This window comes from Pseudomonas sp. 57B-090624, from assembly GCF_003234055.1.
GTDB lineage: Bacteria > Pseudomonadota > Gammaproteobacteria > Pseudomonadales > Pseudomonadaceae > Metapseudomonas > Metapseudomonas tohonis.
Genome location: NZ_QKRU01000040.1, coordinates 22,958 through 42,695 on the forward strand (window position 1 = coordinate 22,958; position 19,738 = coordinate 42,695).

Genomic DNA, 19,738 nt, shown 5'->3' on the forward strand with positions numbered 1-19,738 from the left:
GCAGCCGTAGGATGGGTAGAGCCGAGCGAAACCCATGCTGCGCGCTGCACGGATTTTGACCTTGCGTAGAGTGGATGACGCTCTTTTCATCCTCCAGCGGAGTGGCCGGCGAGCACGAACGGTGGACCGGTGAAGCGTGGTCCACCCTACGCCCAGATGACCGTTGTGCCGTCGAAATGATGGGTTTCGCTGCGCTCTACCCATCCTACAAGTGCGGCACCGCAGGGTGGATGGCGCTCTTTTCATCCACCAATCGGTGCCGCCGGGAGGCACCCAAGGTGGACCGATGCAACGCGGCCCCCCCGCATCCCCCTACCCGGGTCAGAAGTCGTACCGCGCCGTCATGCCCAGGGTCCTCGGGGTGCCGAGCACGCCGGTGTAGGCGCCGTTCGGCGAGTTCCACAGGGTGGTGTAGTAGGTCTTGTCGAAGGCGTTCTTCAACCACAGCGAAACGTCCCACTGGCCGTCCCCCAGGTCGCCGCGCACGCCGGTGGCGAGGTTGACCAGCGCGTAGCTGGGCAGTTGGGCGTAGCGTGAGTCGTCGATGGTACCCACCGCGTGGGAGCGGAAGGCGTAGCTGGCGTTGAGGTACGGGCGCACCGTCTCCAGCTGCCATTCGTAGGTGCCGTTGCCGTTGAAGATCCACTTCGAGGCACCGACCACGTTGTGCCCGCTGAGGTCGCACGAGGCCGGGGCGCCGGGGCGCAGGGCCACTTCCGCCGGGCAGGGGGCGTCCTCGTAGGCGAGGTAGCGCACGTCGTTGTACGAGCCGTTGGCGTTCAGGGTCAGCCCGCGCATGGGGCGCAGGGTCGCCTCGAACTCCACGCCCCGGCTGCGCACGCTGCCGGCGTTGGTGAGGTAGCTGGTGAGGTTGGCGTCGTCGTAGGCGTTGGCCTGGTAGCCGTGGACCACCGTCCAGAACAGGTTGGCGTTGAGCTGCAGGCGGTTGTCCAGCAGCGTGCTCTTGATGCCCAGCTCGGCATCGTTGGCGCGCTCGGTGCCGATCAGCAGGGAGTCCGCCCCCGCCACCGGGGCGCTGGCCACGCTGAGGTTCACCCCGCCGGATTTCTCGCCATGGGACAGCGAGGCATAGCCCAGCACCCGGTCGTCGAAGCGGTAGGCCAGGCTGAGCAGCGCCGAGGGGCTGAAGCTGTACTGCGCCAGGTCGCCCGAGTCGTAGGCGCCGACCCGCGCATTGCGCACCGAGGCCGCCGCACCGCTCACGGCGGCGCCGCCCACGGGGGCATTGCGCCCGACCCGCGCCTGCTTCTCCTCGTAGGTGCCGCGCACCCCGGCGGTGAAATCGAGGCGCTCGGTGAGGTGCCAGGTGCCCTGGGCGAACAGCGCGAAGCTGTCGGTGTCGATCCAGCCCTTGCCGATGCTGGTGACATCGTTGAGCGCACCGGCCGGCGTGCCGTTCCAGGTGTCGGCCAGGGGGCCGTAGTACGTGAACACCTCGTTGCGCATTTCCTGGCGGAAGTAATAGGCGCCGAGCACGTAGTCGAAGGCGCCGCCGGTGGGCGACGCCAGGCGCAGTTCCTGGGAATACTGCTTGTCGCGGGCAGACTGGCCGACGTTGTCCATCACCCGCACATTCAGCTCATCGTCGTTGCGCGGGGTGAAGTCCCACCAGCGGTAGGCGCTGATGGAGGTCAGGGTGAAGTCGTTGGGCAGGGTCCAGTTGGCCTCCAGCGAAGTGCCGCCCTGGAACACCTTCACGCTCTGGTCCGCGTCCAGGTTGACGTGGCGCCCGCGCACCAGGCTCGCGCCCACGGCGGCGGCGCGCTGCTCGTAGCGGTTGACGCCGTTGATGGTCGGCCCGGTGCTGAACAGCGAGCGCGTCCCGGCGCTGGAATCCTCTTCGTTGTAGTCGGCGATCCAGCGCAGGTTGAAGGCCTCGTTCGGCTCGAACAGCAATTGCCCACGGAAGCCCTGGCGGGTGCCGCCGCCCAGGGTGTGGCCGTCGTGCTCGTTCTCCACGTAACCGTTCTCGCGGGTACGGTAGGCCGACAGGCGCCCGGCCAGGGTCTCGCTCAAGGGGCCGGAGAAACTGCCCTGTTTCTGCACGTAGCCGTCTTCGCCGATGGAGCTGGAAACCCCGCCCTCGGCGGTGAAGCTCGGCTTGCGGGTGCCGATGTTGAGCACGCCGGCGGTGGTGTTCTTGCCGAACAGCGTGCCCTGCGGGCCGCGCAGCAATTCCAGCTGTTCGATGTCCAGCAGGTCGAACACCGCCATCCCCGGGCGCCCCAGGTAGACGTTGTCCAGGTAGATGCCGGCGCTGCCTTCCAGGCCGTCGCTGGCCGGGTTGTTGCCCAGGCCACGGATGGACAGGCTCGACTGCCGCGCATGCATGAAGGCGACATTGAGGCTGGGCATCGCCTGTTGCAGGTCCTGCACGCGGTACAGGCGCTGCTCCTCCAGGGTGCGCGCCGAGAGCACGGTCATCGGTGTCGGCACCGACTGCGCCTCCTCGGTGCGGCGGCGGGCATTGACCGTCACCGCTTGCAGGGTGGTGTCATCGGCCGTGGCGCCGGGCGTGCGCTCGGCCGCCGAGGCCTGGCCCGGTGCGCAGGCCAGGGCGATCAGGGTGGGTGCCAGCATCCGCAGTGCGGACGCGCAGGGGGGCCGGTTGAAGGGCGTGGTCATCATGGACTCCGGTCATGAGTGGACCCTCGCTGCGCGTGGTCTGCGTAAGCGTGATCGGGTGCTTGTCGTGGGTGGATGGGTGAGGCCGCGCGGTCAGCCGCGCAGCCAGGGAATGTCCCGCGCCGGGTAGCGGTGCGCGCGGAAGATGGCGTTGTTCTCGCCCGGCAGGTAGGCCCGCGAGGCGGCGTCCGGGTAGGCGGCGAAATGCGGGTTGATGTACTCCCACACCACGGCGCCCTCGCGGGTGACCTCGAACAGCCGGCCGAAGTTGGCCTCGGTGATCAGCGTGTTGCCGTTCTCCAGGCGCTGGGCACCGCCCATGAAGGGGGTGAAGAAGGCGTAGCCGGGGGTGTCGGCGTACTGCCATTCGATGCGCTGGGCGATGGGGTCGACCTCGATCACCCGCGAATGGGGCATGGAGATGTGCGGGCGCGAGATGCCGTTGTCGAACACCAGCACGCGGCCGTCCTCCAGCTCACTGGGGCAATGCTGCTGGGCGACGATGTCGTGGCCCAGGCGCCAGAGCACGCGGCCGCTGGCCCGCTCCACGGCGATCACCGAGGACACGCTGCGCAGGCTGAGGATCACCTTGCCGTCGCGCCCCGGGCTCACCGCGTTGGTCATCGGCCAGTGGTAGCGCTCGAAGCAGTCGTGCAGCGGGTAGTCTTCCGGCGCCAGGTGCTCCCAGCTGCGCCATTCCCAGAGGGTGGTGCCGGTGCGGTCGACTTCCTTGACCACGTCGCCATAGATCACTCCGCCCGGCGCCTCGCTGCCGGGAATGCCGCCCAGCACGCGCGCGGCGATGGCCTTCGGCAACGGCTCGGCGGTGGTGTAGAGCAGGTTGCCGTTGGCCAGCCACTGGGCGTCGTGGTGGTGGGCGAGATCGGTGTGCTGCCAGACCACCTCGCCCTCCGGGGTCACCTCGGAGAAGGCGCCGCCGTGCCACACCGACCAGCCTGGGAACAGCTCGGGCGAGTCCGGGTGGTTGCCGTTGTAGCCGAGGTTGCCGTTGGCCAGCAGCACCGCATCGCGGCCGGGGCGCTGCGGCAGTTGCCAGCGGTGCACCTCGTTGCCGTCGATGTCGATGAGGAAGACCTTGCCGCCGGCGGTCTGCGGGGCGAACAGGGTGTAGCCGCCGGCGCTGCGCTCGTGGTCGACGGCGATCAGGCCGGTGGAGTGGCGGCGCAGGGTGGTGGAATCGAGTGGGGACATGGGGTTTCTCCGGGTGAGCGCCGCCCTGCCGGCAGGTGTGGCATGGCGGTCGGGCTGGGGGTCAGTGGGCGCTGGGCAGCAGGCGGTTGTAGCGGTCGTCGAAGGCCTCGCCCACCTGCAGCGGCCGGGGGATCAGCCGCGCCTCGGCGAAGGCGTCGGCCAGGCGCTGTTGCAGGGCGCTGACGCGGCCGTCCAGGGGCACGTAGCGCAGGCTCTGCTGCTGCAGCATCTCCTGCACCAGGGGCAGCGGCAGGCGGGTGACACCGGCCAGGTGCTCCGCCCAGGGACCGGGGTTGGCAGTGGCCCAGGCCTGGGCGCGGGCCAGGCGCTGGACGAAGTCGCCCAGCAGATCGGCCTTCAGCGGGTCGTGCAAGGCCGCCAGGCTGGCGACGGTGAAGTTGAGGCCGGTCTCAGGCCAGGGGCTGCCATCCACCAGGTGTCGCGCGCCCCGCGAGGTGGCCTGGCCGACGAAGGGGTACCACACCGCCCAGGCATCCAGGCGGCCGCTGGCGAAGGCGTTCTGCGCATCCACGGGGCTGGCGTAGAGCACCTGGATATCACCGATCTTCAGCCCCGCGCCGGCCAGCGCGGCCAGCAGCAGGTAGTGACCGCTGGAGCCCTTGGCCACGGCGACGCGCTTGCCCTTGAGCTCGGCGACGCTGTGCAGGGGCGAATCCGCCGGTACCAGCAGCGCGTTGTTGTTCTGCGCGCCTTCGGCGGCGGCGATGATGCGCACGTCGAAGCCACCGGCCTGGGCGAACACCGGCGGCGCATTGCCCACCACGCCCACGTCCACGGCGGCGGCGTTGAGCGCCTCCATCAGCGCCGGCCCGGCGGTGAAGGGGTGCCAGTCGAGGCGGTACGGCAGGTCGCGGTCCTCGCCCGCCGCCGCCAGCAGCGCCTGGATCAGGCCGCTCTGGTCGCCCACCTCCAACTCGGCGCCGGCCAGTTCGGTGGCGGGCCGGGCCGCAAGGGGCGACGGCTCGGCGTGGGCCGGCCCGGCGCACAGCAGGGCGAGCAGCGGCAGGTGCTTGGCAGCGGAAAGGAATCGGCGCATCGTCGCGGGTCTCTGAATCAAGGCTGGCCCCAGTATGTCGACGCCCCGCGCTCGCCTCCATGTCAAACACCCCACCTTTTCTGCCATCGCGGCGCCCCGCTCCGTGCTGGTCCTGGCCTTCCCCGGCGCCCTGCTGCTGAATGCCGCCGGGCCCCTGGAGGTGTTCGCCGCCGCGCCCCGCGTGCTCGGTGGCGAGCTGGCCGAGCACCCGCCCTACCGCGTGGTGCTGGCCTCCCCCGAGGGCGGCGAGATCGAGACCATTTCCGGCATCCAGGTGTGCACCCGCTCGCTGGAGCAGGTGGCGCGCGAGGTGCCGGACATCGACACGCTGATCGTCATCGGCGGGCCGGGCGTGTCGCGGCTGGAGACCGATGCCGACGCCATCGCCTGGCTGCGCCGCCATGCCCCCAGCGCCCGCCGCCTGTGCTCGGTGGGCACCGGCGCCTTCGCCCTGGCCGCCGCCGGCCTGCTGGACGGGCGCCGCGTGGTGACCCACTGGAAGTTCGCCGAGGACCTGCAACAGGGCTACCCGGCGCTGCGCGTGGAACGCGACGCGCTGTACCTGCACGACGACAACCTGTGGACCTGCGGCGGCGCCTCGGCGGGCATCGACCTCGGCCTCGCCCTGCTGGAGCAGGACCTCGGCCCCCACGCCGCCCTGGCGCTGGCACGCTACTTCACCCTGTTCATCCACCGCTCGGCCGAGCAGCCGCAGCTCAGCGCCTCGCTCAAGGCGCAGAGCGATGCCCTGCGCAGCGACCGTGACCTGCGCCTGGTGCGCCTGCACGCCTGGATGGCCGAGAACCTCGACGCCGACCTGCGCGTCGAGCGCCTGGCCGAACGCGTCGGCATGAGCCCGCGCCACTTCGCCCGCGCCTATGCCGCCGCCACCGGCGGCACCCCGGCCCAGGCCGTGGAGACCCTGCGCCTGGAAGCCGCCTGCCGGCTGCTGGAAACCAGCGCCGAGCCCATCAAGCGCATCGCCGAGACCACCGGCTTCGGCAACGAGGAACGCATGCGCCGCAGCTTCCAGCGCCAGCTCGGCACCAGCCCCCTTGCCTACCGCGCCCAGGCCCGCGCCCCGCAACAGAGCGACAGCCTCCCCGCCCAGGGCCAGACCGGCTACCGCCACGACAACCGCCTCGCCATCACCCTGGAGCAGTTGGCGCAGTAGGGGCCGGCGGCAAGTCTTTCGCGGCTGAAGCCGCTCCCACACGTAGGATGGGTAGAGCCGTGCGAAACCCATGCTGTACCGCCGCGCAGAGCTGACCCTGCGTAGGGTGGATGACGCTCTTTTCATCCACCAGCGGAGTGGCCGGCGAGCGTGAAAGGTGGACCGATGAAGCGTGGTCCACCCTACGCCCGGATAACCGCTGTGCCGTCGAAATGATGGGTTTCGCTGCGCTCTACCCATCCTACAAGTGCGGCCCTGTAGGGTGGATGACGCTCTTTTCATCCACCAGCGGGGTGGCCGGCGAGCACCCGCAGTGCCCCGGGGAACACCGTGGGAGGGCAGCCCTGCGGGCTGCTTGGCGACTGAAGTCGCCCTTACAGTCGCCCCTGCGGCCGCCCCCGCAGTCGACGTACGATCGGCCCTAAGCGGCACGTTGCGGTAACAGCGAATCGTTATGCGCTAACGATCTATCAATCTAATTTTTACATCCTTCAGGGAATTAACGGGGCGCTCTATAGTGCGTACCCCAGCCCTCCCCGCACGTCCGGAAGCGTGCTCGCACAAGGATTCCCGCATGTCCCCTCGCCTGTTGTTCCCCGCCCTGCTCCTTGCCCTGGCGGGATGCGCGGCGACGCCGCCCGCGTCGGTCCACACCACCAACCCCACCAGCTCCACCCTGCAGGGCGACGCCTCGCGGCCGGCGCAGGCGCATTGGCTGCGCACCGAGCTGTATTTCTCCGTGGGCCCGCTGGAGGGTGGCCCGGGCAGCGTCAGCCCGGCGCGCTGGCGCGAGTTCATCGACCAGGAGGTGACGGCGCGCTTCCCCGACGGCTTCACCGCCTATGACGCCTACGGCCAGTGGCGCGACAAGGGCGCGGCGCAGCCCGAGCGCCTGAGCACCAAGGTCATCGTCATCCTCCACGAGGACACCCCGCGCCACGACGCCGATATCGAAGCCATCCGCCTGGCCTGGAAGCGCATCACCGGCGACCTCTCGGTGCTGCGCCTGTCGCAACCGGCGGACGTGTCGTTCTGATGGCCGACTACCGGGAAACCCTCTACGAGGGCTACGGCCAGCAGCTGCGCATCGACGAGCTGCTGCATGAAGGCCATACCGACCAGCAGCATCTGGTGATCTTCCGCAACGCCCGCTTCGGCCGCGTCATGGCCCTGGACGGCGTGGTGCAGACCACCGAGGCCGACGAATTCATCTACCACGAGATGCTCGCCCACGTGCCGATCCTCGCCCACGGCGCGGTGCGCCGGGTGCTGGTGATCGGCGTCGGGGACGGCGGCATCCTGCGCGAGATCGTGCGCCATGCCGGCATCGAGGAGATCGTCGCGGTGGAGATCGACGCCGAGGTGATCGCGCTGTGCCGCGAGCACCTGCCGCTGCATTCGGCCGGCGCGCTGGACGACCCGCGCCTGCGCCTGGTGATCGGCGACGGGCTGGATTTCGTCGCCACCACCGAGGAGCGCTTCGATGTGATCATCAGCGACTCCACCGACCCGGGCGGCCCCGCCAGCAGCCTGTTCGGCGCCGACTTCTACCGCAACTGCCAGCGCTGCCTGACCCCCGACGGCGTGCTCGCCACCCAGAACGGCGTGCCCTTCCTGCAGCCGGACGAGCTGAGCGGCACCGCGCGCCACCTGGCGGCCACCTTCGCCGACTGGGGCTTCTTCCTCGCGGCGGTGCCCACCTACATCGGCGGCGCCATGAGCTTCGGCTGGGCCAGCAACAGCCACCGCGCCCGCGCCACCGACCTCGCCACCCTGCAGCAACGCTTCGCCGCCAGCGGCCTGCGCACCCGCTACTACAACGCCGAGGTGCACCAGGCCGCATTCGCCTTGCCGCAGTACATGCGCGCGTTGATCGAAGGGTGAATTTCCCCGCGCAGGCGCCGAGCCAGACGTAGGGTGGACCGCGCTTCATCGGTCCACCGTTCGTGCTCGCCGGCCACTCCGCGTGGTGGATGGAAAGAGCGCCATCCACCCTACATCTACCCGCAACATGTGCCCGCAAACACGACTCGTAGGATGGCGTAGAGCGCAGCGAAACCCATCATTCCGCAGCCACAGCGGTTACCTGGGCGTAGAGGGTGGACCGCGCTCTATCGGTCCACCTTTCGGGCTCGCCGGCCACTCCGCTTGGTGGATGAAAAGAGCGTCATCCACCCTACGTCTGCCTGCGACATGTGCCCGCAAACACGCCCCGTAGGATGGCGTAGAGCGTAGCGAAACCCATCATTTCGGAGCCACAGCGATTATCCGGGCGTAGGGTGGACCGCGCTCTATCGGTCCACCTTTCGGGCTCGCCGGCCACTCCGCGTGGTGGATGGAAAGAGCGTCATCCACCCTACGTCTGCCTGCGACATGTGCCCGCAAACACGCCCCGTAGGATGGCGTAGAGCGCAGCGAAACCCATCATTTCAGAGCCACAGCAATTATCCGGGCGTAGGGTGGACCGCGCTCTATCGGTCCACCTTTCGGGCTCGCCGGTCACTCCGCTTGGTGGATGAAAAGAGCGTCATCCACCCTACGTCTGGCCCCGCACCGTGCGCTGATTTCAGGGCGCCAGCTGGCGGTTCTTCACGCGGTCGTCGGTCCAGTCGGGGTCGCTGGCGGTGACGGGGCTGGAGACCTTGAGCACCGCCATGCCGTACCGGGCGAGGAACAGCGCGCCGATCTCGGCCAGGGCCTCGCGGTTGGCGGCGTTGTCGGCGTGGATCAGCAGGAGGATGCGCGAGGGCAGCTTCTCCGGCTTGCCGCTGGGCCCACGCCACTGGCCGTTGACGTCGTACCAGCTGAGGCCGTCGGGGAAGCGCGGCGTCACCTCCTCGGCGAGGAAGCGCTCCCACGCCGCAGGCTCGATGGCGCCGAAGTAGAGCTCGGTGCGCAGCATGGCGTGCTCCCGTGGGTGGCCGTCGCCGGCCAGTGGGCTGCGGCTTGCCAGCAGCAGTGCGGCACCGGCCAGGGATGCCACCAGGGCGATCACCACCGGCCCGCGTAGAAGTTTCCAGACAGTCATGAGAGCACCTCGCCTTCGCCAGCCACCGAACCACCGCGCCAAACCAGCAGCCCCTGCAACAGCGCGCCCAGGGCGAGCACGGCGACGCCGACGAAGGCGCCGTAGCCGACATAGGCCAGGCTCGACCAGAGCATGTACAGGCACAGGGCGAAGAACAGCAGCGGCAGCAGCGGATAGAGCGGCACCCGCACCGGCCTCGGCACCTCGGGGTGGCGACGGCGGAGGATGATCAGCGCCAGGCTGCTGAGGGCCATGAACAGCCAGTAGACCGGGGTCATGTACTCCACCATGGCGTTGAAGCCGCTCTCGGCGAAGCTGCCGAAGGCCACCAGCAGCAGCGCCACGCCGCCTTCGGCGAGCAGTGCACGGCGCGGCACGCCGTGGCTGTCGTCCCAGTGGCCGAGGCGGTGCAGCGAGGGCACGTCGCGGGCGGCGGCGTAGGTGGTGCGGGCACCGACCATCAGCGTGGAGTTGATGCTGGCCACGGCGGAAACGCCCACCACCAGCAGGATCACGCCGACACCCGGTGCGCCGAAGGCGCGGCCCAGCAGCTCCACCGCCGGTGCGCCGCTGGCCGCCAGGCCATCGAACCCCAGGCCCTGGATGAAGGCCCAGTTCAGCGCCAGGTAGATGCCCAGCAGGAGCAGCAGCGCGCCGAGCATGGCGATGAAGAGGCCGCGCCGGCCGTCACGGATCTCCGCCGACAGCGTGGCCGCGTCGCTCCAGCCACCGAAGGCGAGGAAGACGAAGATCATCGCCGCCGAGAAGCCCGCCACCCCGCCGCTTTCCGGCGGCAGCGGATTGCTCGGCGGCAGCACCGCGACGCCCTGCCAGGCCAGCCAGGCGCCGCCCGAGACGATGGTCAGGAAGCCCAGGGTGAGCAGGCTCACCAGCAGTGTCTGGGTGAGGAAGCCGACCCGCACGCCGAGCAGGTTGACCAGCACCAGGGCGACGATCAGTGCCCCGGCGAACAGCCCTGCGCCGTGGTGCCCGAGGGGCAGCACGGCGGTGAAGTAGTCGGCGAAGAGAAAGGCCGAGAGCGCGATCCAGCCGGTGTGCAGCACGGCGAAGCGCGACCAGGCGAAGAGGAAGCCCACCCGCTCGCCGTAGGCGCGGTGAAGGAAGTGGTAGTCGCCGCCGGGGTGGGGAAAGGCCGTGGCCATTTCGGCGAAGCACAGCGCGCCGACCATGGACAGCAGGCCGCCTAGCACCCACACCAGGTAGAAATGCTCGGCGCCGACGTTGAGCGCCACGGTGGGCGCGGTCTTGAGGATATCGGTGGTGATCACCATGCCCAGGGTCACCAGCAGCGCCTGCAGCACGCCGAGGTGACGCCGTGGCCCGGCGCTTGGGGTGTCGCTCATGCCCGCCTCCGGCAGGGGCCTGGCCGCCCGGGTGGGCGGCCGGCTCGGTCAGAAGCCGTAGGTGGCGCGGGCGTAGTAGTACGCGCCGTTGGAGCCGACCGGCGAGAGCACGTCGTACGGCAGGTTGCCGCCGTAGTTGATCTCCGAGCTGGAACGCTCCGGGTACTGGTCGGTGAGGTTGTTGCCGCCCAGGGCGACGCTGAACTGCGGGGTGAACTTGTATTGCACCTCGGCATCCAGCTGCCACACGGCGTCGTAGGTCTGCTCCGGCTGCGAGGTACCGAAATCGAACACGCGGGTGGTCTCGCCCTGGCGGGTGAGGCGGCCCAGCAGGCTCCAGTTGGCGTTGCTCCAGGTGGTGGAGAGCACGAAGCGATCACGCGGTGCGGCGTCGGTGAGGGTGTTGCGCTCCTCCACGCCCACCAGCGCGTCGTTGCCGATGCCCAGGGCGGCCAGCTGCGACGGCGTGCCCTTGGTGGCGGTGACCTTGGTGTGGTTGTAGGTGTAGGCGGTGGTCACCCCCAGCTGGCCGTCGGCGAAGGGCTGGTGGTAGTTGAGCACCAGCTCGGCGCCATCGGTGCGGGTGTCGGCGGCGTTGGTGAAGAAGTTGACGTCGTGCACCCCGGCCACGCCGAAGTTGTCCAGCACGTACTGCTCCAGGGCGTCGCTGCCGATGCGCTGGGACAGGGTGATGCGGTCCTTCACGTCGATGCGGAACACGTCGAACGACAGGTCGAAGCGCTCGCTCAGCTGGGCGGTGAGGCCGATGCTGAAGTTCTTCGAGGTTTCCGGGTCCAGGCTCTCGGCACCCAGGGCGCGGGCGATGGGGTCGTTGACCGAGAGCACGCGGATGTCGGTGAGGGTGCCGCCGGTGCCGAAGTTGCTGGTGGTGTGCTGGAAGCCCACCTGGGCCAGGGACGGCGCGCGGAAGTTGTTGGACACGGCGCCACGCAGGGCCACGGCGTCGGTCAGGCGGTAGCGGCCGCTGAGCTTGCCGGTGAGCTTGCTGCCGGCATCGTCGTAGCGCTCCCAGCGGGTGGCGGCATCGACGAACAGGCGGTCGGTGAGGTCGCCCGAGAGCTCGGCGTAGGTGCCGAACACGTTGCGGTCCAGGTCCACCTCCTCGCTGGGGCGCAGGCCGCTGGCACCGTCGGCGCCGGTGCCCACGTAGGAGGCCTCGTCGCCGGCGCGGGTCAGGTAGTTCTCGTAGCGGTACTCGCCGCCCAGGGCCAGGGCGAAGGACGTGCCCAGCAGGCTCAGCTCGCGGGTGAAGTCGAGGTTGCCTACGGTCTGGCGCAGCTCGTACTCGCCGGTGTCGAAGCGGGTCGGTGAGGCGGCGCCGAGGGAGGCGTTGAGGGTGCGCTTGGTGGCGGATTCGAACAGGTTTCGGCCGTGGGTGAGGCTGGCGTCGTAGTCCCAGTCTTCGCCGATCAGGCCCTTGAAGCCGCCGGTGAGGGACAGGTCCTGGTTGGTGCCGAGGGACTGCGGCAGGAAGCCGTTGGGGTAGAACGCCGGCTGCTCGCTGGGGTAGCGGTAGAACTCGGCACCGGTGGTGGTGCGGTGGTTGTAGGTGCCGAAGGTGTAGGCCTCGATGTCGCCCAGGGGCAGCTTGCCGTTGAACCAGGTGTTGATGTCGCGGGCGTCGCCGTCGCCCATCACGTAGTTGCGCTGGCCGGGGGTGTCGGCGAAGCCGTCGAAGCCGGCACGGTTGGTGGGGTTGCGGTCCTTGTATTCGGCTCCGCCGCGGATGAAGCCACCGTCCTCGCCCAGGCGCGCGCCGATCTTGGCCGTGGTGGCGCTGTTCTGGCCGTCGGTGGTGGTCTCGTGGATGGCGCTCTGGTGGGTGTGGTACGCGCCGTAGGTGGTGGAGACCTCGCCGCCTTCGGGGGCGTCGTCGAGGATGATGTTGATCACCCCGGCGATGGCATCGGAACCGTACTGGGCGCCGGCACCATCACGCAGCACTTCGATGCGTTTCACCGCGCTGATGGGGATGGAGTTGAAGTCCACCGGGGCGGTACCTCGGCCGATCTTCGAGGAATCGTTGACCAGTGCCGAGGTGTGGCGGCGCTTGCCGTTGACCAGCACCAGCACCTGGTCCGGGCTCATGCCGCGCAGCTGGGCGGCACGCACGTGGTCGGCGCCGCCGGAGTTGGACTGGCGCGGCAGGCTGAAGGACGGCAGCAGCGTCTGCAGGGCCTGGCCCAGTTCGCCGTTGACCGCGCCGGTGGACTTCAGGTCCTCGGCGGTGAGCACGTCCACCGGTACGGGCGAATCGAGCACGGTGCGGTTCTTGGCGCGGGTGCCGGTGACCAGCACGGTGCCGAGGCGGGTCGAATCGTCGGCGCTGCTGGTGGCTTCCTGGGCGTGTGCGGGGGCTTGCGCCAATGCCGTGAGCACGGCGGCGCCCAACAAGGGGAAGGAACGGCGATGCATGCGAATTACTCCTTGGTCGCACTTTTGACGGGCAGTTGGCCAACCACTGGAAGTTGCCGTCCCGACAGATGGATGCTGTTTTAAATGGTCTTCAAGTTGCCATCGCGAAGTTGAACGGAAGCGCCCGCTTAACAGCGGCGGCACGTTCTGATTCGTCGTGCAACGGGGGCAGTGCCGACCGGGTCCTGCCTCTTTGCGAGGTGGCCTGGTATCTCGTTCTTGGGCGGCATCCATGCCTGATGGGGTGTCCTGGAGCCCGATCCTAGACGAGCCCGACGGACGGGCAAAATAACGAATAACACTTAGGTTATATCGCACAGCCGGCTTATAAGCGAAATCGAGAAAGTTGCTGCTACAGCAGCAACAGGTGTTGCTGGAGCAACAATGAAATGACAGTTTCTGAAGTGAAGTTAGTTGTAAAAAAAGCAACTAAATCAATTCCGATAAAGGTCTTTTAATAAATGCGGAATACGGTATTGCGCTGATGAGGCAGGAGGCACTCTCAATCGTAGGATGGGTAGAGCTACGCGAAACCCATGCTGCCGGGTGCCGATCCCAACTCCGCTGGTGGAGGTAAAAAGCGACCTCCACCCTACGCACCACATGAGTTTCGAGCGGGACCATGCGTTGGTGCGGATATGGCATTGCGGTGATGGGTTTCGCTGCGCTCTACCCATCCTACGGTCATGCACGGTGCCTGCTGGGTGCCGAACCCAACTCCGCGGGTGGAGGTAAAAAGCGACCTCCACCCTACAGGTGCCGGAGGCTCACCGCCCTTCCCTGCTCAGTCGTACGCCTTGCGTTGCCATTCGTCCTCGGGGATGTCCAGCGCCTCGCCGGAGAAGCGCTGTTCGAGGAAGGGGTCGGCGTGCAGGTGGAAGCCGTTGCGCTCCCAGAAGCCCGACGCCTCCTCGGTGGTGAACTCCAGGGCGCGCAGCCACTTGGCGCTCTTCCAGAAATAGCGCCCGGCCACCAGCAGGCGCAGCGGCCAGCCGTGCTGGGGCGTCAGCGGCTGGTCGTCGTAGGCCAGCGCCAGCAGGCTGTCGGGATGCAGCAGGTCGGCCAGGGCGAGGTTGGTCTGGTAGTCCGTGTCGGCGTGGGCCATGACGAAGGCGCCCTGCGGCTCGATGCCGTGGGCCTGCAGCAGGTCGCCCAGGTGCACGCCGCGCCAGCGGGTGTCGAACTTCGACCAGCGGGTGACGCAGTGGATGTCGCAGCGCACCTCGCGCTGCGGCAGCTGCAACAGGTCGTCGAAGCGCAGCTCCAGGGGCCTGGACAGCGCGCCGTGCAGCCGCAGCGACCAGTCGGCCAACGCGTACCGGGGCACCTCGCCCTCGTGGAGGATGGGGAAGCGCTCGGTGAGCACCTGCCCCGGCGGCAGGCGCGTGCCGTGGGCCGGGTCGTTCTTCACCGCCCTCGCCTTGCGCAACCGCGATGCCTTGTCGTGCATGTCGCTCGCCTCAGTCGGCCAGGGGAATCCACGGCGAGCGGGCGACGCTGGCCGACTCGCCGAAGGCCGGCAGCTTCTGCGCCAGGTCGCGCACGTTCTTCACGTCCAGGTCCAGCAGCTGCTGGCGGGTGATCAGGGTGGCGGGCACCTGCACGCGGGGGCCGGTCTCTTCCCCGGCGATGCGCTGGGCCAGGGTGCGCACGCTGATGGCGCCGGCCACTTCCGGGTTCACCGCGGCAGTGGCGGCCCAGGCGCTGCCCGGCTCCTTCATGATCTGGATGTCGGCGGTGGAGATGTCGGCACTGTAGATCTTCACCTGCTCGCCCAGGCCGGCTTCGTCGACGGCGATCTTGGCGCCTTTGGCGAACTCGTCGAAGGGCGCGAAGATCACCTGCAGGCCGGGGTTGGCGCGCAGCACGGCGCTGGCCTGGTCCGCCACCGAGTTGGCGATGGGCGGGTTGAGCGTGCCGAAGCGGGCCTTCTCGACGATGCCGGGGTTGGCCGCCTTGACCTGGCGCCAGATCTCGTCGCGACGCTCCATGGGCGTGAAGCCGCCGATAAACACGTAGCCGGCCTGGAAGGCGTTGCCGTTGTCCTTAAGCGCCTGGTCCAGGGCCAGCTGCGCCAGGGCGTGGTGGTCCTGCTCGATCTGGGTCACGCCGGGGTTGCCCAGCTCGACGTCGAAGGCCACCACCTTGATGCCCTTGGCCACGGCCTTGTCGACGGTGTCCTTGAGAGTTTCGGCGAGGCCGAGCTGGACGATGATGCCGTCCACGCCCAGGTCGATCGCCTGCTCCAGCTGCTCGCGCTGGGTCGCTGCCTGCTGGCGGGCATCGAACAGGCGCAGGTCGACGCCCAGGGCCCTGGACAGCTTCTCCACGCCGCGCAGGTAGGCCTCGGGGAAGTCGCCGGAGAACAGGTAGCCGACCAGGGCGATGCGTACGCCGCCCTTGTCGAAGGGGACCGGGGCACCCTCGATGCCGGCGGCGCTGGCGCCGGAGGCGAGGGACAGGGCCAGGGCGCCGGCCGCGAGGCGACGCAGGGCGCGGTTGATCAATGCAGGCATGTCGGGTTCCTTTTTCTGAAGAGGGTTCAGCGCGCGCGTTGGGCGAGGCCGAAGGTGAACATCAGCGCCAGCACCAGCACCGCGCCCTTGACGAAGTCCTGGGCGTAGTAAGGCGCGTTGAGCATGGTCAGGCCGTTGAGCAGGGTCGCCACCAGCAAGGCGCCGACCAGGGTGCCGAAGGCGTTGGGCTTGCGCGCACCGAGCACGGCGAAGCCGATCAGTGCGGCGCCCAGGGCGTCGAGCACCAGGCCGTTGCCGGAGCTGACGTCGCCGCGCCCCAGGCGGGCCGCCAGCAGCAGGCCGCCGAGCGAGGCCAGCGAGGCGGACAGCACGTAGGCCAGCAGCTTGTAGCGCTCCACCGGGGCACCGGCCAGGCGCGCGGCGCGCTCGTTGCCGCCGATGGCGTAGAACACCCGGCCGAAGCGCGTGCGTTCGAGGAAGGCCCACACCAGCAGCGCCACCACCAGCATCACCACCACTGGCACCGGCACCGTGTCCCACAGGCGCGCGCGGCCGAGAGCGAGGAAGGCGGCGCTGAAGCTGCCTGCGGCCTCGTCGCCGCTGGGCAGGGTCATGCCGACGGCGATGGAGCGGCCGCCGGTGGGGATCAGTTGCAGGCCGATGACCAGGAACATGCTGCCGAGGGTGGCGAGGATGTCCGGCACGCCCAGGCGCACGATGAGAAAACCGTTGAGCAGCCCCACCAGCGCGCCGCAGGCCAGGCTTATGGCCACCGCCGGCAGCGGCCCCCAGCCGAGCACCACCATCACGTAGCTGGCGCACATCAGGCTCATGGCCGCCACCGCGCCGATGGACAGGTCCAGCCCGCCCACCGCCATGGTCAGGGTCACGCCCAGGGCCAGCAGCGCGACGATGGACACCGACTGCAGGATGATGAACAGGTTGCCCACCCGCAGGAACGCCGGCTCCAGCACGGCGAACAGCACCAGGATCAGCCCCAGCAGCAGCAACAGGCCGTAGTGGATGGCCAGGCGCAGCAGCGTCGCCCCCAGGGGCGGGGTGAAGGAGGAAGGCAAAGAGGATTCAGGCACGCGCGGCTCCTTGGCGATGCGGGTAGTCGGGAAGGGGGTGCTCAGGGACGCCGGCCAGCTGCGCCACCAGGTCGGCGCGTTGCAGGCCGTCGTTGGCATGGCCACCGACCACGGCGCCATCGCGCACCACCAGGATGCGGTCGGCGATCTCCAGCGCCTCGTCGGGGTCGGTGCAGATCACCAGCGTGGCGCGGCCGGCAGCGCTGGCGCGGATGCGCGCGCCGATCTCGCGGCGGGCGCGGATGTCCACGCCCTGGAAAGGCTCGTCGAGGATCAGCACACGGCCCTCGCCGAGCAGCCAGCGGGCCAGCACCACCTTCTGCTGGTTGCCGCCGGAAAGGGTGTCCATGGGCACCTCGATGCCCGCGCACTTGATGCCCAGCGCCTGCACCTGGGCCTGCACAGCGTCGCGCTCGGCGCGGCGGTCGATGAAACCGGCGCGGCTGAAGCGCGCGAGAAACGGCAAGGTCAGGGTGCGTGCCAGGGAGAAGCCCGGCACCAGGGAACCGCGCGTGCGGTCCTCGATGGCCATGAACACGCCCCCGGCGATGGCCTGGCGTGGCGTGGCCGGCGCCCAGTGCTGGCCGTCGAGGGTGATGTGCCCGGCAGCGGCGCGGCGCAGGCCGAACAGCAGCTCGGCGATCTCGCTCTTGCCGGCGCCGAGCAGGCCGGTGAGCGCCACCACCTCGCCCTCGTGCAGGCTGAGGTCGAAGGGCGCACTGCGCGCATCGAGCCGGCATCCGCGCACCGCCAGCACCTCGCGGCCGGGGGCGTGGCGCTCCAGCGTGACCGCCGCCAGGGCCGAACCGAGCATCGCCACCACGGCGGCGGCGAGGTCCAGCGGCGCGGCGAACTCGCCGGCCAGGCGCCCGTCCCGCAGGACGATGGCGCGGTCGGCGATGCGCTGCAGGTCGGACAGGCGATGGGAGATGTAGAGGATCACCACGCCGCGTTGGCGCAGGCGGTCGATCAATGCGAACAGGCGCTCGGCCTCGCTGGCCGACAGCGATGCGGTGGGCTCGTCGAGGATCAGCAGGCGCGGCTCCAGCGCCAGGGCGCGGGCCAGCACCACCAGTTGCCGCTCGGCGGTGCCCAGCGATTCGATGGGCGCATCCAGCGGCAGGTGCAGATCGAGCCCGGCGGCGATCTGCGCGGCGCGCTCACGCAACCGCCCACGCCCGGCCCAGACGCCATTGCCAGGCTGGCAGAGTTCATCCAGCACCAGGTTCTCCGCCACGCTCAGACCCGGCACCACCGCGTCGTCCACGTGCTGGTGCACGGCGACGATCCCGGCACGGCGCGCCGCCTGGGGGGAGGCGAAGCGCACCGCCCTGCCCTGCACGCGCAATTCGCCGGCGTCGTGGCCATGGCTGCCGGCGAGCACCTTGACCAGGGTCGACTTGCCGGCACCGTTGGCCCCCAGCAGCGCCACCACTTCCCCGGGAAACAGGTCGAGGTCGATGCCCTGGAGCACGGGGCTGGCGCCGAACGACTTGCCCAGCGCCCGGGCACTGACCAGGGCACTGGCCAAGGCATCAGGGCGGGCGGCTATCGAAGCGGTCATGGAGATCTCGGCAGGCAACGGAAGGAATGCGTCAGGGACGGCGCTCTCAGCGGCACCGCCTCGTTGAGGCGCATATAGCCTAAATAACCATTAAGCCGAAAAATAAATAACCGATTCGCATATGGATATAAGAGGCGCGCCGGTGGCCGAGGCATCGGCAGGAACCGGAGTGACCCGTAGGTTGGGTTGAGGTACGAAGCCCCCCGCGAGGCCGCGTTTGGTCGTTGGTCGCGGCCAAGCGAAGCCGCGGAAAAAGTCGACTAATCTGCATAATCGAAGACCGCGATATCACGGAGCTACTCACCGGGAAGGAGGTTGAGCAACAATTCTCGCCGTCATGCGCCAGTGAAGTTCAGCATGGAAAATCTACTGTCCCTTCTTTCTGAAACCGTTCCAGAGGCCAAGACGGTCGAGCAATTGACCCGTCCGTTGCTGACCCTGCTCAGCCGCGTCACCGGCATGGAATCGACCTACCTCACCACCATCGACCTCGACGCCGGCACCCAGCGGGTGGAATTCGCCCGCAACGCGGGGGAGATGGAAATCCCCGAAGGGCTTTCAGTGCCCTGGGACGACACCCTCTGCAAGCGTGCGCTGGCCGAGAACCGCCTCTACTCGAACGACGTGTCCGAGTGCTGGGGGGATTCGGACGCCGCCAGGGCGCTGGGCATCCGCACCTATGCCAGCGCGCCGTTGCGAGCGCGCGACGGTCGTCTGCTGGGGACCATCTGCGCCGCCAGCTCCAGCCAGATCGAGCACGCCCCGGAGGTACAGCCCACGCTGATGCTGCTGTCCGGGCTGCTGAGCATTTCCCTGGAGCGGGAAATGCTCGTCGAGCAGTTGCAGAACAGCAACGCGGAGCTCGCCAGGCTGGCCCTGACCGACGCGCTGACCGGGCTGTGGAACCGCCGGGCCATCCTCGCCGAGGTCCCGCGCCTGCTGGCCCTGGCCCGACGCGAGGAGCGCTATCTGCTGGTGGGCGTGGTCGATCTCGACGGCTTCAAGGCGATCAATGACACCCACGGCCACCAGGCGGGGGACCTGTTCCTCGCCCAGGTGGCCAGGAACCTCCAGGGCAGCCTGCGCACCAGCGACATGCTGGGCCGCACCGGGGGCGACGAGTTCATCGTCGTCGCCCTGGGCCCGCGCTCCGAGCAGCTGGACCTGGCGAGCGAGATGCTCCGGGCCGCCGAGCACCTGCAGCAGCGCCTGGCCAGGGCGACCCTCGGCCAGTACGACATGGGTGGCGAGCAGGGGCGGCTCGACTACGCCGGTGCCAGCGCCGGCGTGGTGGCCTTGTTGCCGGACGGCATCGATGCCGAGGAGGCCATCCGCCGTGCGGACCGCGAGATGTACCGCATCAAGCAGCAGCGCAAGTGCGACACCCGGCTCACCCGCCACTGAGCCGGGCTCCGCTCAGATCTTCGGGCCGATGTGCCGGCGCAGCACCGCCAGCTCGATGAACTCCGGTGCCTGCACGGCATTGGCGCTCAGCCCGGTGGCGGCCTCGCGCTTGGCCGCGCGGAGCAGTTGCTCGCGGTCCAGCCCCGCGTCCAGGGCGGCGGCCAGCACGGCCTCGAGGGCCACCCACAGGGCATCGTTCACGGCGGTGTGGCGAATGTCTTCCATCGGTCTCGTCCTCTGGCTGGAAAGAAAAAGAGTAGACCAGTCGAGGTATCCCGCCCCGCG

15 protein-coding genes are annotated in these 19,738 nt (G+C 69.1%); 4 read left to right on the forward strand and 11 right to left on the reverse strand.

Annotated elements, in window-relative coordinates; translation table 11 throughout:
* Positions 1 to 321: 321 nt before the first annotated feature.
* The 3 genes from DMX10_RS19060 to DMX10_RS19070 all read right to left on the reverse strand — a co-directional run bounded on the left by DMX10_RS19060 (position 322) and on the right by DMX10_RS19070 (position 4,915).
* Positions 322 to 2,646: a TonB-dependent receptor gene (locus DMX10_RS19060; RefSeq protein WP_111262520.1), complete on the reverse strand. Its 2,325-nt coding sequence runs from the start codon at positions 2,644 to 2,646 to the stop codon at positions 322 to 324.
* Between the two features lie 93 nt (positions 2,647 to 2,739).
* Complete coding sequence (locus tag DMX10_RS19065) at positions 2,740 to 3,858, reverse strand: aryl-sulfate sulfotransferase (RefSeq protein ID WP_111262521.1); 1,119 nt, start codon at positions 3,856 to 3,858, stop codon at positions 2,740 to 2,742.
* Between the two features lie 61 nt (positions 3,859 to 3,919).
* Complete coding sequence (locus DMX10_RS19070) at positions 3,920 to 4,915, reverse strand: ABC transporter substrate-binding protein (RefSeq protein WP_111262522.1); 996 nt, start codon at positions 4,913 to 4,915, stop codon at positions 3,920 to 3,922.
* Positions 4,916 to 5,018: 103 nt separating this feature from the next.
* Here DMX10_RS19070 and DMX10_RS19075 point away from each other — a divergent pair, with 103 nt between their 5' ends.
* The 3 genes from DMX10_RS19075 (at position 5,019) to speE (ending at position 7,973) form a co-directional block, all read left to right on the forward strand.
* Complete coding sequence (locus DMX10_RS19075) at positions 5,019 to 6,089, forward strand: helix-turn-helix domain-containing protein (protein ID WP_318220804.1); 1,071 nt, start codon at positions 5,019 to 5,021, stop codon at positions 6,087 to 6,089.
* Between the two features lie 574 nt (positions 6,090 to 6,663).
* On the forward strand, positions 6,664 to 7,125 hold the full coding sequence (locus DMX10_RS19080; RefSeq protein WP_111262524.1) for a DUF3574 domain-containing protein: 462 nt from the start codon (positions 6,664 to 6,666) through the stop codon (positions 7,123 to 7,125).
* Positions 7,125 to 7,973: a polyamine aminopropyltransferase gene (gene speE / locus DMX10_RS19085; protein WP_111262525.1), complete on the forward strand. Its 849-nt coding sequence runs from the start codon at positions 7,125 to 7,127 to the stop codon at positions 7,971 to 7,973. The genes DMX10_RS19080 and speE overlap by 1 nt, the downstream gene beginning before the upstream one ends.
* Before the next feature lie 682 nt (positions 7,974 to 8,655).
* Here the strand turns inward: speE and DMX10_RS19090 are convergent.
* The 7 genes from DMX10_RS19090 to DMX10_RS19120 form a co-directional block, all read right to left on the reverse strand.
* Positions 8,656 to 9,117 carry a DUF3574 domain-containing protein gene (locus DMX10_RS19090; RefSeq protein WP_178082982.1) on the reverse strand — a complete coding sequence of 154 codons (462 nt, stop codon included), beginning with the start codon at positions 9,115 to 9,117 and terminating at the stop codon, positions 8,656 to 8,658.
* Entirely contained in the window at positions 9,114 to 10,481 is a 1,368-nt protein-coding gene (locus tag DMX10_RS19095; RefSeq protein WP_111262526.1) for an APC family permease, read from the reverse strand. The genes DMX10_RS19090 and DMX10_RS19095 overlap by 4 nt, the downstream gene beginning before the upstream one ends.
* Before the next feature lie 48 nt (positions 10,482 to 10,529).
* On the reverse strand, positions 10,530 to 12,917 hold the full coding sequence (locus DMX10_RS19100) for a TonB-dependent siderophore receptor (protein ID WP_111262527.1): 2,388 nt from the start codon (positions 12,915 to 12,917) through the stop codon (positions 10,530 to 10,532).
* Positions 12,918 to 13,701: 784 nt separating this feature from the next.
* Positions 13,702 to 14,367: a sulfite oxidase-like oxidoreductase gene (locus tag DMX10_RS19105; protein ID WP_111262528.1), complete on the reverse strand. Its 666-nt coding sequence runs from the start codon at positions 14,365 to 14,367 to the stop codon at positions 13,702 to 13,704.
* A 10-nt stretch (positions 14,368 to 14,377) separates the two neighbouring features.
* Positions 14,378 to 15,433: a substrate-binding domain-containing protein gene (locus tag DMX10_RS19110; protein ID WP_111262529.1), complete on the reverse strand. Its 1,056-nt coding sequence runs from the start codon at positions 15,431 to 15,433 to the stop codon at positions 14,378 to 14,380.
* Positions 15,434 to 15,459: 26 nt separating this feature from the next.
* Complete coding sequence (locus DMX10_RS19115; protein WP_371921708.1) at positions 15,460 to 16,485, reverse strand: ABC transporter permease; 1,026 nt, start codon at positions 16,483 to 16,485, stop codon at positions 15,460 to 15,462.
* A complete protein-coding gene (locus tag DMX10_RS19120) occupies positions 16,478 to 18,049 on the reverse strand; it encodes a sugar ABC transporter ATP-binding protein (RefSeq protein ID WP_111262530.1) in 1,572 nt (523 codons plus the stop codon). Before DMX10_RS19120 ends, DMX10_RS19115 begins: the two co-directional genes overlap by 8 nt.
* Positions 18,050 to 18,406: 357 nt before the next feature.
* Between DMX10_RS19120 and DMX10_RS19125 the strand changes: the two genes are divergently transcribed.
* Positions 18,407 to 19,453 carry a sensor domain-containing diguanylate cyclase gene (locus DMX10_RS19125; protein WP_111262562.1) on the forward strand — a complete coding sequence of 349 codons (1,047 nt, stop codon included), beginning with the start codon at positions 18,407 to 18,409 and terminating at the stop codon, positions 19,451 to 19,453.
* Between the two features lie 12 nt (positions 19,454 to 19,465).
* Here the strand turns inward: DMX10_RS19125 and DMX10_RS19130 are convergent, their stop codons facing one another.
* Entirely contained in the window at positions 19,466 to 19,678 is a 213-nt protein-coding gene (locus DMX10_RS19130) for a hypothetical protein (RefSeq protein WP_111262531.1), read from the reverse strand.
* Positions 19,679 to 19,738 lie beyond the last annotated feature (60 nt).

Bases quoted from the DNA above. Each gene is read 5' to 3' on its own strand.
- speE (WP_111262525.1), top strand. From the start codon at position 7,125: ATGGCCGACTACCGGGAAACCCTCTACGAGGGCTACGGCCAGCAGCTG.
- DMX10_RS19110 (WP_111262529.1), bottom strand. From the start codon at position 15,433: ATGCCTGCATTGATCAACCGCGCCCTGCGTCGCCTCGCGGCCGGCGCC.
- DMX10_RS19080 (WP_111262524.1), top strand. From the start codon at position 6,664: ATGTCCCCTCGCCTGTTGTTCCCCGCCCTGCTCCTTGCCCTGGCGGGA.
- DMX10_RS19070 (WP_111262522.1), bottom strand. From the start codon at position 4,915: ATGCGCCGATTCCTTTCCGCTGCCAAGCACCTGCCGCTGCTCGCCCTG.
- DMX10_RS19105 (WP_111262528.1), bottom strand. From the start codon at position 14,367: ATGCACGACAAGGCATCGCGGTTGCGCAAGGCGAGGGCGGTGAAGAAC.
- DMX10_RS19100 (WP_111262527.1), bottom strand. From the start codon at position 12,917: ATGCATCGCCGTTCCTTCCCCTTGTTGGGCGCCGCCGTGCTCACGGCA.
- DMX10_RS19130 (WP_111262531.1), bottom strand. From the start codon at position 19,678: ATGGAAGACATTCGCCACACCGCCGTGAACGATGCCCTGTGGGTGGCC.
- DMX10_RS19060 (WP_111262520.1), bottom strand. From the start codon at position 2,646: ATGACCACGCCCTTCAACCGGCCCCCCTGCGCGTCCGCACTGCGGATG.
- DMX10_RS19095 (WP_111262526.1), bottom strand. From the start codon at position 10,481: ATGAGCGACACCCCAAGCGCCGGGCCACGGCGTCACCTCGGCGTGCTG.
- DMX10_RS19065 (WP_111262521.1), bottom strand. From the start codon at position 3,858: ATGTCCCCACTCGATTCCACCACCCTGCGCCGCCACTCCACCGGCCTG.
- DMX10_RS19125 (WP_111262562.1), top strand. From the start codon at position 18,407: ATGGAAAATCTACTGTCCCTTCTTTCTGAAACCGTTCCAGAGGCCAAG.
- DMX10_RS19120 (WP_111262530.1), bottom strand. From the start codon at position 18,049: ATGACCGCTTCGATAGCCGCCCGCCCTGATGCCTTGGCCAGTGCCCTG.
- DMX10_RS19090 (WP_178082982.1), bottom strand. From the start codon at position 9,117: ATGACTGTCTGGAAACTTCTACGCGGGCCGGTGGTGATCGCCCTGGTG.